Here is a 14842-nt window from a genome sequence, read left to right as displayed (position 1 = left end):
AGGACAGGGATGGAGAACAGCACGGCGGTAACCTTCTCGTCGGGACGAATCTGGCTTGACGATGCGAACGGGATTGTGCGGGTCGAGTTCGCGCCAGGGACCCAACAGACGCTCCAGATCGCCCGCGAGGTCATCGCCGGTATCAACTCGACCACCAGCGGCGGGCGCTGGCCGGTGCTCGTCGATCTCACCCACGTGAAGGTGATCGAGCGCGACGCCCGGTCCTACTACGGAAGCGCCGAGGCGACGGCGAGCTGGCCTGCTGTGGCGATGCTGGCCGACTCGCCCTTGAGCACGACGATCGCGAACATCTGGCTGGCGGTCTTCAGCGCGATTCACGGCAAGCGCGCCAAACCGTACAAGATCTTCTCCGACGAGGCGGCCGCGGTCGAGTGGTTGAAAGGGTTCCGCTCGTGAGCGAAGGAGAGCCGTCGACCGACTCTCGCGTTGCCGAGCTTTGCTCGATCCTCCTCGGGGCGAATCCGGCGCTGGGCGAGGCCCCGGGCGAGGCCAGCATCGACCTGGCGAAGCGCGCCGCCGAGGCGCTGGTGCAGGAGATGATCGAGCGGCGGGCGAGGGAGGAGCGGCTGGAGCGCCGGCTCAACGACATCATGGTGATGCTCAACTCCATCGTGTCGTTCGACTTCACGAAGCGGGCGCAGGTCAGCGATCAAGGCGACGCCTGGGACGCGCTCGCGCTCGGCCTGAACATGGTGGCCGAGGAGCTCGCCTCCAGGGTGGTGTCCAAGGAGTACGTCGACAACATCCTCCAATCGATGAGCGATCTGCTCGTCGTCGTGGACAAGGCGGGCTCCATCACCAGCGTGAACACCGCGGCGTGCCGCCTGTCGGGCTACACCGCCGAGGAGCTCGTCGGCGCGCCCGCCAGCACCATCTTTCCGGGCGCGTTCCCCTGCGTCATGGGCGACGACGAGAGCAGCGTCCTCCTGGAGGAGACGGCGTTCCAGAAGAAGACGGGGGAGGTCGTCCCTGTCTCCCTCTCGACGTCCGTGATCACCGGCGGCCTCGGGGAGAGCCAGGGGCTCGTCTGCGTCGCGCGCGATCTCACCGAGCGCAAGCGCCTCGAGGAGGAGGAGCGCCAGCGCCTCGAGCAGGTGGTGCAGACCCAGGCGCTCCTGCTCGAGGAGCTCTCGACGCCGCTCATGCCGATCGCGGATCAGATCCTGGCCATGCCGGTGATCGGCTCCGTGGACGATCGCCGCTCGACCCAGATCATGGAGACGCTGCTCAACGGCGTCGTGGCGCGCGAGGCGCGGATCGTCATCATCGACATCACCGGCGTGCGGAAGATCGACGCGCGGGCGGTGCAGGGCATCGTCAACGCGGTGAAGGCGGTGAAGCTCCTCGGCGCCCAGGTGGTGCTGACCGGCATCCGGCCGGAGGTCGCGGTGGCGCTCATGGAGCTCGAGTTCAATCTCGGCGGCATTTACACGTTTGGCTCGCTGCAGACCGGCATCGGATACGCCATGAAGCAGCTCCAGAAGCCGAAGCCGGCGTGACCTGACAGGCCACGATGCCGCGCCGGCGAGCGCGGCATCGTCCTTGCCCGCGTCGGGCTCGCCGCGCCTCCGGGGAGGCGCGCTCCGAAAGGGGAACACGATGCCCAGGACGTCCCTTCACGTTTCCATCCTCCCGCTCCTCCTGGCCTTTGCAGGCGGCTGCTCCAGCGATGGCCTGCCGCCGTCCGACGCCGGCGGTGCGCCGTCGGAGCAGCCGCCATCGCCGTCGCCGACATCGCCGTCAGCGCCGCTCGGGCCCGAGCAGCAGGCGGAGCTCGGCGCGCTGCTCGCGGAGCGGGAGTCCTCGGCGCGCATGACCGCCGCGGACTTCGCCTCGAAGTACCGCGTCGACTTCGCGTCGGGCCTCTCGTACGCGCCCGCGGACGCCGACAACCTGTCGCTGATCCAGGGCTCCACGTTCCGGCTCGACGACGACGAGCTCGCGAAGCTGTCCGCGAACGGCTTCGTCATCTCCGAGAAGAGGACCTTCCCGACCTTCGTGTACGGCTACGAGAGCATCTACGCGCTCGACCTGCCGCTCTACGTGTCGGCCGACTCCATCCTGTACGCGGTCCACCGCTCCTACGACGCGATCCTGAAGCTCCTGGAGGTCGCCTCGCTGTCCTCCGAGCTCGGGACGATGCTCGAGGAGATGCGCGCGCGGCTCGCGGCGGGCGCGGGCGGCGAGCTCGGCGCCGAGGCGCGCGCCGACGCCGACCTCTTCACGGCCGTGGCGCTCGCGCTCCTGAACGACGAGCCCGTCGCGCCCGTCGCGGGCGCCGACGCGGCGAAGATCGACGAGCTCGTGGCGGGCGCCAAGGCCCACCAGGGCGTGGGCGAGGTGCGCCTCTTCGGCGTCGACCGGCTCATGGACTTCTCCCAGTTCGAGCCGCGCGGCCACTACGCCGACACGCCCGAGCTCGGGCGCTACTTCCGCAGCATGATGTGGCTCGGCCGCGTGGATTTCCGCTTCCTCGAGACCCAGGAGAACGGCGAGCAGGTCTTCCACCGGCGGCAGCTCGAGGGCGCTTACGCGCTGCGCGCTCTCGCCGAGGGGAAGACCCTCGACCGTTACACGCGCATCGACGACGCGATCCAGGCGTTCGTCGGCGAGAGCGACTATATGACGCTCCCCGAGCTCGACGCCTTGCTCGCGGACCTCGGCCTCGACGACGCCGCCGGCCTCGCCGGCGTCGCGGACGATACGATCGTCGCGGTCGTCGGGAAGAAGGGCTACGGGGCGCAGCGGATCTCGAGCCACATCATGATCAACGGGCTCGACAAGGGCACGCTGCCCCTGTCGGCGAGCTTCGCGCTGCTCGGCCAGCGGTATGTCGTCGACTCGCACGTCTTCTCGAACGTGGTCTACGACCGGGTGCAGGGCGGCGCCGTCAAGCGCATGATGCCGAGCCCGCTCGACGTGGGCTTCGCCGCGCTCGGCAACGACCACGCGGGCCTCCTGCTCGCGCCTGAGCTCGGGCAGTTCTCCTACGCGCCCGACCTGCACATGATGCGCGTGCTCGTCGACGCGCACCCGGCCGATTTCTGGGGCAAGAACCTCTACAACCGCTGGCTCGGCGCGCTGCGCGAGCTGTCGCCGTCGCGGGCGCTCGCCGAGGCCGAGGGGCTGCCCGGGGTGGCGAAGACCGAGGCGTGGGGCCGGCGCCTGCTCAACACGCAGCTCGCCTCCTGGGCGGAGCTCCGGCACGACACGATCCTCTACGCCAAGCAGTCGTACACGGGCGGCACCACGTGCGAGTTCCCGGACGCCTACGTCGACCCGTACCCGGCGTTCTACGCGCGCATCGCCGAGCTGGCCGAGCACGGCGGCAGGGTCGTCGAGTCGCTCGATCTATCGGCCTTTCCCGCGATCGAGACGGCGCTGTCGGCGTACTTCGCGCGGCTGCAGGGCGTCGCGACGACGCTCGGCGAGATGGCGGAGAACCAGCGCGCCGGGCTGCCCCTCACCGAGGAGCACCTCGCTTTTATCAACCAGGCCGTCCGGATCCAGTACGGCTGCGGCTCGCCCGAGGGCGTCGAGGGCTGGTATGCCGATCTCTTCTACCAGCCCGTCCTCGGCGCGAAGCAGGACCCGACGATCGCCGACGTGCACACCCAGCCGACCGACGAGCTCGGGGCGATGGTCGGCCGCGTGCTGCACGTGGGCACCGGCCTGCCGCGGCTCATGGTCGTCACCGCCGACCCGTGCGGCACGCCGCGCGCGTACGTGGGGCTCGTGTCGTCGTACTTCGAGAAGATCACCGGGAATTTCGAGCGCATGACCGACGAGCAGTGGGCCGGCGAGATCGTGGGGGCGACCCCCGACGACGTCGCCTGGATGAAGGACATCGTCGCCCGCTGATCGCGCGGCCCGGGGCCACGCGGGCGCGAGCTGGCCTTCGTGGGATGTGTGCCGTGGTGTGCCGGCCGAGGGCGCCGGTGCGACAGGGCGATCACGGCCTGGCGTGCAGCCTGTCGAGCCGTCGCGACGAGGGCGCCGCGGACGAGCGCGCGGCGCTCTCCGCCGGGCAGGTCGCACGCCGTGTGGTAGCGTCGGTGCATGGTGAGGGGCACGTCGGTGCGGGACGTCTGGAACGAGCTACGCACGCGCTTCGACGTGGAAGAGTGGCAGATCCCGGACGAGTGGCGCGCGGACCGGACGGACAGCCCTGCCGGAAAGATCCTCCGGGAGCTGGACCGCCCCGCCGCGCCGCGGACCGCGCCGATGTTCCTCCTGTCTGGAACGATCGGCACGGGCAAGAGCACCGAGCTGTGGAGGATCGCCGACGAGCGAGCCCGGGCGGGCGCCGAGCTCGTGGTGTTCGTCGATCTGGTCCGCCACTTCCAGAACGCCTTCGGATCGACCGAGGCGCTGCAGCACATCAGCTCCTGGGAGGTGTGCTTTCTCTGCGGCGTCGCGCTGATCCGGGCGGCGCAGGATCAAGGGTATCGATGGAGTCCGGACAGCGTTCAAGGGCTCGCTGACGCCTGGTCGGCGCTCGCCGGCGTGGCGCTGCCGCCTGGCGCCGCGCCGCCGAGCATCGATGTGTTCGCCGCCGCGAAGTCCATGGTGCTCTTCGCGTCGACGGCGGCGTCGGCCCTCGCGCCCGAGGCGGGGGCGGCGGTGACGGTGGTCAAGTCGCTCGCCGAGCTCGCGAGCGCGGGCAAGTGGTCGCTGCCGATGGCGAAGAAGGACACGAGGCGGATCGAGGACCAGGATCCGCTGATGCAGAGCCTCGTCGATCGGGTGAACGTGCTGCTGGGCGAGTTCCGGCAGTGGAGTCGCCCGGTGCTCTTCGTCATCGACGGGCTCGATCGTATCGTCAGCTTCGAGCGGGCCGAGGCGCTGTTCCTGCATTCCCAGATGCTCGCCCGCCTGCAGGCTCCGCTCGTCGTCTGCGCTCCGTTCGCGCTCAGAAACCACCTGGCCACGAGCGAGGTGCGGCGGTTCAAGCCCCGTATCCTCCACAACGTCCCGGTGCTCGACCACGCCGATCCGACGCGACCGGGCCCCGGCGTGGCCTTCTTCCGCGACCTGTTCCAGCGCCGGGTCCACGGGCTGGGCGCGGAGCACCTCGTCCCGCAGCCGCTCCTGGAGCGGCTCGCCTACTACTCGGGCGGTCGCGCGCGCGACTTCGTGAGGACCATTCGAATGCTCGCCGACTACGGGTACGACGACGCGGCGCCCGTGGCCACGGAGGCGATGGTCGAAGAGGTGATCAAGGAGGCGCGCCAGCTGATCGAAGGAGGTGTCGACAAGGGCCACGTCGCGCTGCTCGAGTCCGTCGCTCGCGATCCGAAGCACGAGCTCCCCGACAACCAGACGGCGCGGGAGCTCCTGACGTACGCTCGGCTGCTGCCGTACCCCAACGAGTCGGAATGGTTCTACCCGCACCCGCTGCTCATGATCAGCAAGGTCCGCCTGTAGCGCCGTGGGTGGATCGGATCGCGCGGGCCTTCCGCGGGATCGATCGAGGCCTCATCGTGCTCGTCGACCATGCGACGAACGCCAGGCTCGGCGAGCTCGTCCGCGGCCTCGCCGTGGGGCACCCGGAGCTGGATGTCCTCACCGAGGCGCCGCGCGTCGAGGACGTGCCTCGCGGGGCGCTCGTCGTGCTCGCCGCGCGGGCGGTGGACGCGCTCTGGCTCAACTACACGCGCCCGATCTTCCGCGAGCGCGGGCTCAAGGTCGTGCTGTGGAGCACGGCGGAGGTGACCGCGACCCTGGCGAAGGAAGCGCCCGACTTCCTCGACTGGACGTCGCGGAGGTTCGAGTGTCCCGGCGGCGTTCCACGGCAGGCGATCCTCGGCCTGCGGGCGGCGCTGTGCGCCCGGGCGCCCGGCGTGCGCTGGCGCGGTCCGGAGCTCGACGCGTCGTTCGAGGCGGCGTTTCCCGGCCGCCCGCTCGTCCGCGTGCGCGCCGATCTCCCGTACGACGCGCTGGTCGAGGCCACGAAGGGCGCGGGGCGCGGCTGGCTCGCGTGGTCGGAGATCTACAGCGAGCGAGACCTCTACCGGGTGCGGTGGGCCATGGCCGAGGCGGGCCGGCGAGGGCGCGTGGTGCTGGACGCGCCGCGGGTCGTCCATGACGAGCTGCGCTCCCCCGTGAAGGACTACTGGCTCGTCCACGGGCAGCTGATGAATCTCCACTACGCGAGGGAGGTCCTCGGCGCCGCGGGCGCGCGGGCCCCCGGGCGGCTCGCCGCGCTCCTCGACCTCGAGCCGGAGGCGATCCGGCTCGCGGTCGCGCTGCTCAAGGCCGGCGTGAGCAGCGCATCCGTGGAGGAGGCGGCGCGCGAGAGCAGCGACCCTGGCGCAGCGGTCGCGCGGCTCGCCTGGAGATCAGCCTCGTCGCTCGTCCTCGAGGAGCGATTGGAGGTCGCGCCGCCTGCGCGGCGCGCGTTGGCGATGGACAGAGGAGCGCGCAAGCGCCATGCGAGCGAGCGGGCCGCGACGCTCGCGCGGCTCCGCGAGCGCGTGAGCACCACCCTGGATGCGACGATGGAAGACGTCGAACCGCTGCTGCGCGCTGGAACGGTATCTGCGCAAGCGTGGGATGCGATGATCGCGGCTGCGCGCAACGTTCAGGCGCACGACGTCGCGGCGTACTGGTCGACGCGAGGCTCCGGCTCGACGGGAAGCGTGGCTCGGCGCACCTTCTTCGAGTGCATCCTTGCGGCGCAATACGCCCTCGCCGACCGCGACGTGGATGCCGCTCTTCGCGCCGTGGATGAGATTCGGGAGGACGACACGCTCATCGGAGGCAACGACGAGTATTACGACAGGGTTGTCTTCCGAGTTGCCCGAGCTGCGTTGGCAGCAGGCCGAGCGGGCGAAGGCGAGCGCCTGTTCGAGCGCCTCGTGAACTGGGATAAGCGACAGTCAATGACGTCGGAACAACTCGAATGGTTGTTGCAGCTCGCGGAGCTCGATGCTGTGATGGTCGAGCGGCGCCTTCGAGAAAGAATGCGGACTCACGCGCTCGAGGAAGCGTTGTGGAAGCAATTCGTCGCGCACCGGGTTTTGGCGGAAGCCCTCGCCGTGCAAGGGCGATTCGCCGAGGCCGAGGACCAGCTACGTCAAGCGCTCGCGCTCGAGGCACACGTGAGCCCGCAACTCATCGTCCAGATGCTGACGGGGCTTGCTGACATGCTCGCCGAGCAGGGGCGCCATGCGGAAGCCGAACCGCTCGCCACGAAGGCCCTGGAGATTGCGCGCCTTCACGGCAGCAGCGCTTCGTGCGATGGGGTGCTGGCGCTCTGCCGGCTGGCCGAAAGCCGCGCGGCGCTCGGCCGGCCGGACGCGCGCGAGACGGCACAGCAGGCCCTCGACGCGCTCCGCGCCGAGTTTGAGGAGCAGGATCCGGTCCGGAGGGGAACGGAGCCCCATCTCTTGCGCATTGTCGGGCTCGACGCCTGAAGCTCGGTTCGGTATGGGTCCTCACACCAGGGCCTGCTCGCGACGGCTGGGGTTGAAATTTCAATTCACCCCCGAGGCTCCGGACTGGGTGGTGCCCTAATTAGCCTTCTCCTGTCCTAGTTTGACTCCGAGTCTCGCGTGAGCGGTTAGGCTCCGCCGGAAGTAGTGCAGCCCGCGTGCGCGCCAACGCACCGGGCTGCGTAGTCCGACCCCGTTCACCCGGAGCCGAACAGTGCACCTGTATCTCATCCACCCTGATGCGAGGCAAGGCGAAGGTGCGCCCGCGCCCCGCCGACCCCGTTCCACGTCCCTCACGCCAGCGGAGGCCATGCGCCTCCGCGCTGCGCTGCGCAGCCTGCGCACCCTCTTCGGCGGCTGGGTATGCCTTGCCGCCGCGATGGACGTCTCGAAGACGACCATCACCAACTTCGAGTACGGCTCGCACCCGAGCACGACGTACGGCCTCGCGCGAAGGCAGCGCGTCGCTGGCACGACCATGGAGCGCCTGGAGCCCAGGAAGACCGTCCGCAGCATCCTGTACTACCTCCGCGACCAGAAGGGGCTCGTGACGCATCGCGAGGAGGACAACCAGTCGAAGGAGACCGAGCCCTAGAGCCCCAGAAAGCGGAACGCCCCAGAGACCGCCACAGTCTCCGAGGCGCGGCACGATGCCCATGCTTGCGGGCGTCGCGCTGGAGGGCATGGGACACCCTTTCCACACGGGAAGATACGCCCTCGACGCGCAGCACGCACGCGAGACGACCCAGCCGGACCGGTGCTGGCGTGATCTGCGGCATCACCACGAGCCGCGCGCGCACGTCCTCGACCAGCGCGTCGGCGCTCTCCTGGTCGCGCTTCCCGACGTGCCACGCGATAATCAGCTTGCTGGTGCGGCAGATCGCCGCCCATGTCCACTGCTCGCCGACGGCCGCCGCGTCGTCCTTCGCGGCGTCCACCTTGTTCTGGCGCTTGCGGCACCAGGAGTGCTGCTCGTCGAGGTCTCCGGACCTCGGCGGGCCCGTGGTATGGTCGCAGGCTGCGCGTGCGGCTCATCCTGGAACACGGCGGGCACGCATCAAGAAGCGCGTGGAGCTACCCGAGGCACGCGCGGTGGATTCGGTCGTCTTTGCGGATCTCCGAGCGTGTACGCTAACCACACCTTGACGCCGATAGCGCGCCGCAAGATGCTCCGCGTCATGCAGGGCAGGACATCGGCGGCGGCGTGGACAATGCTGCTATGGGTTGCGGCTGCGGCTACTTCCGTAGGTTGCGCTCAGTTCATCGGCGCACACTGGGACGAGTACGCAGCGGCCGAAGGGACCGGCGGCGTAGGCGGCCCGGCAAATAGCAGCGGACCCGGAGGTCAGGGCGGCATCGGTGGCGCCGCGGGCGGCGAGCAGGGGACCGGGGTTGGTGGAATCGGCGGAGATCCAGCGCAAGGCAGCGGCGGCGCGGGTGAAGGAGGCGCTAGCGGAGGCGGTGGGCCCGTGGTTGTCGAGTCGCCGATCTGCGGAGACACCTACGTCGACTGCGACGGGAACGCCGACAACGGCTGCGAGACCAACGTAACGAATGATGCCTACCACTGCGGTACTTGCGCCATTCTATGCGACTACGTATGTCACGATAGTGTCTGCGGTCCGACAATCACACACGCTCGCGACCAGAACGAGCCAATGTACGTTGCCGTCGCTGAAGGCAACGTGTTCTGGACCAATTGGGGAGGGGATTCCGTGATGCAATGGTCACACAGCGGCAACACCATAATCACCCTCGCATCACGCCAATGGGGGCCGATAGGCATCAAGTCCGATGGTGCCCACGTTTTCTGGGTTAACCGTGGGGACGAAAGCGGGAGCACCGGCCAGGTGATGAGGGTGCCCGTTGGCGGAGGCCAGGAGCCAACCGCGATCGCTACAGGACAGCCGAAGCCGCTACACGTAGCTATCGACGACGATTTTGTCTACTGGACGAACGAAGGTGGTCCCGTGGTCCGCGCGAGGAAGGACTCAGACGGCAGCGAACCGCTCGTGACCATCTCGAGCGACGCGGGGATGCCATGGGCTATCGCGGTAGACGACACCCGTGTTTACTGGACCGTCCAAGACCGCGGCGGCCGTGTCATGTCCGCGCCCAAGGGATCCACCGGCGAGGGCCCATTTACTACGCTCGCGACCGAGCAAGGCGATCCGTACGAGATCGCGATCGACGACACGTACGTTTACTGGACGACCCCCACGATCGGAACCGTCATGCGTGTGGCCAAGACCGGCGGGGAGGTTACGACGCTCGTTAGCGGACGGGAGGTCCCGCGGGGCATCGCCGCCGACCGTACCGGCGTCTACTGGGCGGACATGAACTCAGGTCGAATCATGCGGGCATTACCAAACGGTGTCATCGGAACCGTCACCGACCGCCAGGCAGCAGCATTAGGCATCACCATAGATGCGGATCGCGTCTACTGGACCAACAATAGCACGCTCGGCACTATCGTGAGTGCTCCGAAATAGATGATGGCGCCCATGAGCCATTCAATGGAATATGGTGTCCGGAATGTGCCGTGCAGGTATCCGCAACGCGGCTGGTGCCGGTGTGGCTCCGGACACCACCCGAGCGTGGGGAGCGGCATCAGATCGACCGGCTGGATGATGACGAGCAGGTCACGCCGAACTGAGCGGCGGCCAAGAGGTCGCGCGCAGGTCTGCCCTAAGTAGGGCACCACCCCGGACAGCCGCCGGTTTGAATTTCAATTCACCCCCGAGGCTCCGGACAGCCTCGGTCTGAATTTCAATTCACCCCGGCGCCTCCGGACAGCCGCCGGTTTGAATTTCAATTCACCCCCGAGGCTCCGGACAGCCGCCGGTTTGAATTTCAATCCACCCCCGAGGCTCCGGACAGCCGCCGGTTTGAATTCAATTCACCCCCGAGGCTCCGGACAGCCACGGTCTGAATTTCAATTCACCCCGGCGCCGCCGGACACCCCTCGGCTCGCGCTGAACGCCTCCCCCCGCGCGCGCCGCCCCCCGCCCGCCCCTCACGCCGCCGCCGCGGCCGACTGGAACGCCCGCGACAGCTCCGCCGGCGCCGGGAGCGCCGCGCTCGCGAGGCCGCGCCGCGCCACCGCGAGCCAGCGCATCGGGTCGGCGACCGCGCCGCTCGCGATCGCGGCGAGCAGGCGGCGGCGCATCCAGTCCTTGCGGCGGTAGAAGCTCGTGCCGTGCTCGGCCGTCGGGCGCGGGACGTAGCTCGCCAGCGAGACGTGCGTCTTCTCGTGGAGCAGCAGATCGGTGAGCGCCGTGAACGCGACCGCGTCGTCCCGCAGGAGCACCGCCGTGAGCAGCGTCCGCACCCGCGACGAGGCGAGGTTCACGCTGATCCCGCTCCCGTCGGTGTGCGCCATCTCGTCGGGGCCGTAGAGATCCTGGTGCACCCAGATCGGCGACGTCGGCAGGTCTGCCGCCTCCGAGATCGCCGCCTCGAGCCGCTCGATGACCGTCATGGCCGCGGCCACGGCGCGGACGCCGGGCACCTCGGCCGCGATCGAGAGGAGCGCGTCGCGCGAGGTGCGGGGCATCGGGCACGGCGCCGCGCTCGCCGGCCGCTGCGGCGCCGCCGCGGCGGCCTCGGCGAGCGGCGGCGAGGCCGCGCCCTCGGTCGCGAGCCGCCGCCAGAACGCCTGCGCGAGCGGCTCGTCGATCGCGAGGTACACGAGCTCGCCCGGCCGCGCCCCGGGCGCCTCCCGCCCGGCAGCCTCGGGCGCCGCGGCGGCGCCGAGCGGCGCGCGGGCGGCGCTTCGCCCGGGCCCCGGCGGGGAGCCCTCGAGCGGGCGGAGCACGCCGTCCCGGTGCGCCTTGAGCAGCTCGCGCAGCGTGAGCGGCGCGCTCCGGGCGTGGAGCTGGCCGAGCAGCGGGGACAGCGCCGCCCCAGGGGGCCGCGGGCCGGCGTCGACCACGATCGACCGGAAGAGCGGCGCGTCGAGCAGCCCGCTCGCGAACCGGATGACCTGCTCGGGGGCCGCCACCGTGGGGGTGCGCGCGCCCGGATCGAGCTCGTCCACCGGCTGGGCGGAGGCGATCGTGACGCTCTCGCCGAGCAGCGCCGCCTGCACGAGCCGGTCGAGCACCGACGAGAGCCGGTGATCCACCGCGCGCAAGAGCTCGCGGTCGTACAGGGCGTCGCGCAGGATGAAGCGCTCGAACGCGGCCACGAGCGCCGCCTCGACGGCCGTGGACGCGCTCGCCGCGACCGCCGAGCGGCCCTTGTTGAGCGGCACCGCGAGCGGCAGCTCCGCGACGAGGCCGAAGCCCGCCGCCGTGATCGCGCGCGCGAGCTCCCGGTGCAGCCCGAGCTCGGGGCCGGGGAAGGGGTCGATCCGCGCCGCCACCGTGAGCCCCTTCTGGGTGATCGTGAGCTGCGGCTCGACGCCTTCGCCCCGGCCCACGAGGAGCTCGATCGCGCCGCAGAGCTCGCCCGACGGCGGGAGCCGGAGCGGCACCTCGGCGGCGCGGCGGAGGCGCGCCCGCGCCGTGTTGACGAGCGCGCCGTCGACGTAGATCCGCGCCACGGCCGGGTCGACGAGCCCCACCGCCGAGGCCACCTCGGCGGCGAGCGCCGGCCGCGAGATCGGCTGCGCGAGCGAGAGCCGCACCGAGGTGCCCGTCGTCGACCGGCGCGGCGGCGCGGCGGCGCCCGCGAGGCCGGGCGGCGGCGCGGCCGAGGAGCGGGGCAAGGACAGGAGCGTCCACGAGAAGTCGTCGTAGGGCGGCCCCGCGCCGAGCGGCGCCACGAGCAGCCGGTGCCCGCCCGAGGGCGTCGCCGTGACCACCTCGATCCAGGGCGCGATCTCCAGCGCCGAGAAGAAGCCGATCCCGTGCTCGCCGATCGCGTCGGGCTCGCCCGCCTTGCCGCTCCGGAAGGGGACGAGCAGGTCGGCGAGGAGCTCGGTCCGGCTCATGCCGCGGCCCTGGTCGGCGACCGAGATCTCGCGCCCGTCCTCGGTCGAGCGGACGTCGATGCGGGCGCCGGGCGGCGAGGCGTCGAGCGCGTTCTGGAGCAGCTCGCGGAGCGGGCCGATCCGCGACGACGCCTGCGCGTAGATGGTGCGCGAGAGGATGCGCTGCGCGAGGTCGGGCACCGTGGCCTCGCCGCGGCAGGCGGCGACGAGCGCGAGGCGCTCCGCGCTGCTCGCCTGGAGGTACGCCTCCGCGCGCCCGTGGATCCGCACGAGGAGCAGCTCCGAGAAAAGCCCGTACGAGATCTGGGTCATGGATCGCCTCCGGACGTCCTTTCGCCGGGCCGGAGCGCGGCGCAGGCCGCCCCGTCCACGGGTTCGCCGACGATGAGATCGCGCTCGAGATCGGCCTCGCGCACCCCGGACGCCCGGTCGAAAGCGGCCCGCAGCGCGTACCGGTCGCACCAGCCCGCGGGCCGCCGCACCGCCGCGCTGTCGTCGCGGATGAGCAGGAGCCGGCGCGTGCCGAGGCACGGCAGCGGGCCCGCCGGGCGCCGCGACGGCGCGTCCGGGGACGGGAGCGCGCCCGGGGACGGGAGCGCGCCCGGGGACGGGAGCGCGCCCGGCGCCCGACGCGCCGCGGCGCCCCCGCCGCCGCCCGCCTGGAGCCGGCCCCGGCAGAGGGCGACCATGGTCGTGTGCGGGCTCACCGCGCGCGCGACGAGCAGCGGCAGCCCGGCGAGATCGCCGCGGCGCCGCGCCAGGGCCGCGAGCGTCTCCGGCGGGTCGAACTCGAGCTCGTCCTCGAGGAGCTCGCGCTCGCCGGGCAGGTGGGGCTGCCACTCGCGCTCGGCCCAGAAGCTCTCGGGCACGAAGAGCCGATCGGCCACGCTCGGCCCGAGGAACCCGAGCAGCGCCTCGCGCCGTTCGGGGTTCACCATGCAGCGCCCCGGGCCGAGCAGGGCGCGCGCGAGCTCGAGGGCCACCTCGTCCCAGCCCGCGGACTGCAGCATGAGCGCGCTGATCTGCGCGGCCATCTCGGCGAGCCGGTCGCGCGCGCGCCGGCCCTCACCGCCCTCCGCGGCGATCTGGATGAGCCGCCGGTAGAACGCCGTCGCGGCCGCGGTGAACGCCGGCCCGACCTTGAGCGCGTCGCGCCCCTCGGTCAGCTCCACGGCGGCCGGAAAGTCGATGAGCGCGAGCTCGGCCAGGGCCAGGCACGCCTCGACCTTGACCCCGGCGTGGAAGGTGGCCGCCGAGATGCTCGGGAGCAGCGCCCGCCCGCCGACGTGGAAGCGCGCGACGAGCGCGCCGTCGCGCCCCTCCGCGAGGCGGGCGCGCGCCTCCTCTGCGGGCGGGCCGCTCGCCGCGGCGGGGCGCGGGCCGCTCGCCGCGGCGGGGCGCGGGCCGCTCGCCGCGGCGGGGCGCGGGCCGCTCGCCGCGGGGGGGTCGTCCGCGCCGTCGGCCGGCGCGGCCGCGATGCGCTCCTCGACGAGCCGCCCGCCCGAGATCAGCCGGCCGTCGTTCACGGCCGCGCCGTCGAGCAGCACGAGGGCGCGGCTCGCGGGGAAGAAGTGGAGCGCGTCGCGCAGGTAAGCGCGGACCGCGCCCGCCTCGAGCAGCGACGACGTGACGCGCACGCGCGTGCCGAGCAGCGGCGCGATCCGGCGCACCGAGCACATCAGCGCGGCGGTGAGCTCGGGCGACGCGCGGCCGCGGGCGCGCTCGGGCTCGTCGGGGGCGAGCTCGGGCGCGACGCCCGCGTCGCCCAGGCTGGGCCAGGCCACGACGCGGATCGCCCACCCCTCGATGCCGTCGCCGGTGGTGAGGTGCAGGCTGAAGCCCTCCGGGTCCGACAGCCCGAGGCCGAGCACCGAGAAGAACCCGACCCCGAACCGGCCCAGATCGATGCCGGGCCGCTTGTCTGTCGCGAACGGGATGAGCAGCCGTGAGAGGATTGCCCGGAGCCCCATGCCGGCGCCGGTGTCGCTGACGTCGACGCGCCCGTCGATGACGGCGACGTCGACGAGCGGCTGCGGCGCGCGGGCCGCGTCGGCGGCGTTGAGCACGAGCTCGATGAGCGGCCGGAGCGGGTGCCCGAACTGCCGGGAGATCTCCTCGTCGAGGATCTTGATCAGGTAGGCGCGGTCGATGGGGGGATCGGCGATGTCGCGCTGCCCTGCGCAGAGCGCGTCGAGGGCCGGTCGGTGCAGGCCGATGGCGACGAGCTCGTGCAGCGCTCCCAGAAAGTACAGCCCGGCGTCCCCTTTGGGAGGCGCGGGGCGCCGGCTGCCGCCCCCGTCACCCCCCGCTCCGTAGTGCGCGTGCACGCTCGACTGCTCCCCCTCACGCCCGCCCTCGACATCCCCCTGCGCGAAGTGCGCGCACCCACCGTGCGAATGCGCGCCGAGTGAGCGCCGAGCGGCGAACGATCGGCGGAGCTTTCACCGCC

At 71.4% G+C, this 14842-nt stretch carries 9 protein-coding genes; 7 read left to right on the top strand and 2 right to left on the bottom strand.

The features are described from left to right. Positions 1-9 precede the first annotated feature (9 nt). From WME98_RS09740 to WME98_RS09710, 7 genes are all read left to right on the top strand, one after another. Positions 10-417 carry a DUF7793 family protein gene (locus WME98_RS09740; RefSeq protein WP_437951042.1) on the top strand — a complete coding sequence of 136 codons (408 nt, stop codon included), beginning with the start codon at positions 10-12 and terminating at the stop codon, positions 415-417. After that, positions 414-1520, top strand: coding sequence for a PAS domain S-box protein (locus tag WME98_RS09735; protein WP_437951041.1), 1107 nt, complete (start codon positions 414-416; stop codon positions 1518-1520). Before WME98_RS09740 ends, WME98_RS09735 begins: the two co-directional genes overlap by 4 nt. Before the next feature lie 100 nt (positions 1521-1620). Beyond that, a complete protein-coding gene (locus tag WME98_RS09730; RefSeq protein WP_437951039.1) occupies positions 1621-3882 on the top strand; it encodes a DUF3160 domain-containing protein in 2262 nt (753 codons plus the stop codon). A gap of 198 nt (positions 3883-4080) precedes the next feature. Continuing rightward, positions 4081-5448 carry a hypothetical protein gene (locus WME98_RS09725; protein ID WP_437951038.1) on the top strand — a complete coding sequence of 456 codons (1368 nt, stop codon included), beginning with the start codon at positions 4081-4083 and terminating at the stop codon, positions 5446-5448. Positions 5449-5864: 416 nt separating this feature from the next. Beyond that, positions 5865-7439, top strand: a complete 1575-nt coding sequence (locus WME98_RS09720; protein ID WP_437951037.1) for a tetratricopeptide repeat protein — start codon at positions 5865-5867, stop codon at positions 7437-7439. Positions 7440-7767: 328 nt separating this feature from the next. Then, positions 7768-8052, top strand: a complete 285-nt coding sequence (locus WME98_RS09715; protein ID WP_437951036.1) for a hypothetical protein — start codon at positions 7768-7770, stop codon at positions 8050-8052. Between the two features lie 1063 nt (positions 8053-9115). Next, positions 9116-9949 (top strand): hypothetical protein, encoded by an 834-nt coding sequence (locus WME98_RS09710; protein WP_437951035.1) that lies wholly within the window; start codon positions 9116-9118, stop codon positions 9947-9949. Between the two features lie 524 nt (positions 9950-10473). Here WME98_RS09710 and WME98_RS09705 read toward each other — a convergent pair. Together WME98_RS09705 and WME98_RS09700 are read right to left on the bottom strand one after the other, a co-directional pair. Further along, positions 10474-12705, bottom strand: a complete 2232-nt coding sequence (locus WME98_RS09705) for an ATP-binding protein (RefSeq protein WP_437951034.1) — start codon at positions 12703-12705, stop codon at positions 10474-10476. Further along, entirely contained in the window at positions 12702-14720 is a 2019-nt protein-coding gene (locus WME98_RS09700) for an ATP-binding protein (RefSeq protein ID WP_437951033.1), read from the bottom strand. The genes WME98_RS09705 and WME98_RS09700 overlap by 4 nt, the downstream gene beginning before the upstream one ends. Positions 14721-14842: the final 122 nt, after the last annotated feature.

Origin of the sequence: Sorangium sp. So ce296 (assembly GCF_051529605.1) — a bacterium.
GTDB lineage: Bacteria > Myxococcota_A > Polyangia > Polyangiales > Polyangiaceae > Sorangium > Sorangium cellulosum_D.
Note: the sequence above shows the minus strand (reverse complement) of the source record. Positions and strands in the feature narration are given on the sequence as shown.

What these genes read in the sequence shown, in the direction of transcription:
- WME98_RS09740 (WP_437951042.1), top strand. Translation starts at nt 10, where the DNA reads ATGGAGAACAGCACGGCGGTAACCTTCTCGTCGGGACGAATCTGGCTT.
- WME98_RS09730 (WP_437951039.1), top strand. Translation starts at nt 1,621, where the DNA reads ATGCCCAGGACGTCCCTTCACGTTTCCATCCTCCCGCTCCTCCTGGCC.
- WME98_RS09725 (WP_437951038.1), top strand. Translation starts at nt 4,081, where the DNA reads ATGGTGAGGGGCACGTCGGTGCGGGACGTCTGGAACGAGCTACGCACG.
- WME98_RS09715 (WP_437951036.1), top strand. Translation starts at nt 7,768, where the DNA reads ATGCGCCTCCGCGCTGCGCTGCGCAGCCTGCGCACCCTCTTCGGCGGC.
- WME98_RS09710 (WP_437951035.1), top strand. Translation starts at nt 9,116, where the DNA reads ATGTACGTTGCCGTCGCTGAAGGCAACGTGTTCTGGACCAATTGGGGA.
- WME98_RS09705 (WP_437951034.1), bottom strand. Translation starts at nt 12,705, where the DNA reads ATGACCCAGATCTCGTACGGGCTTTTCTCGGAGCTGCTCCTCGTGCGG.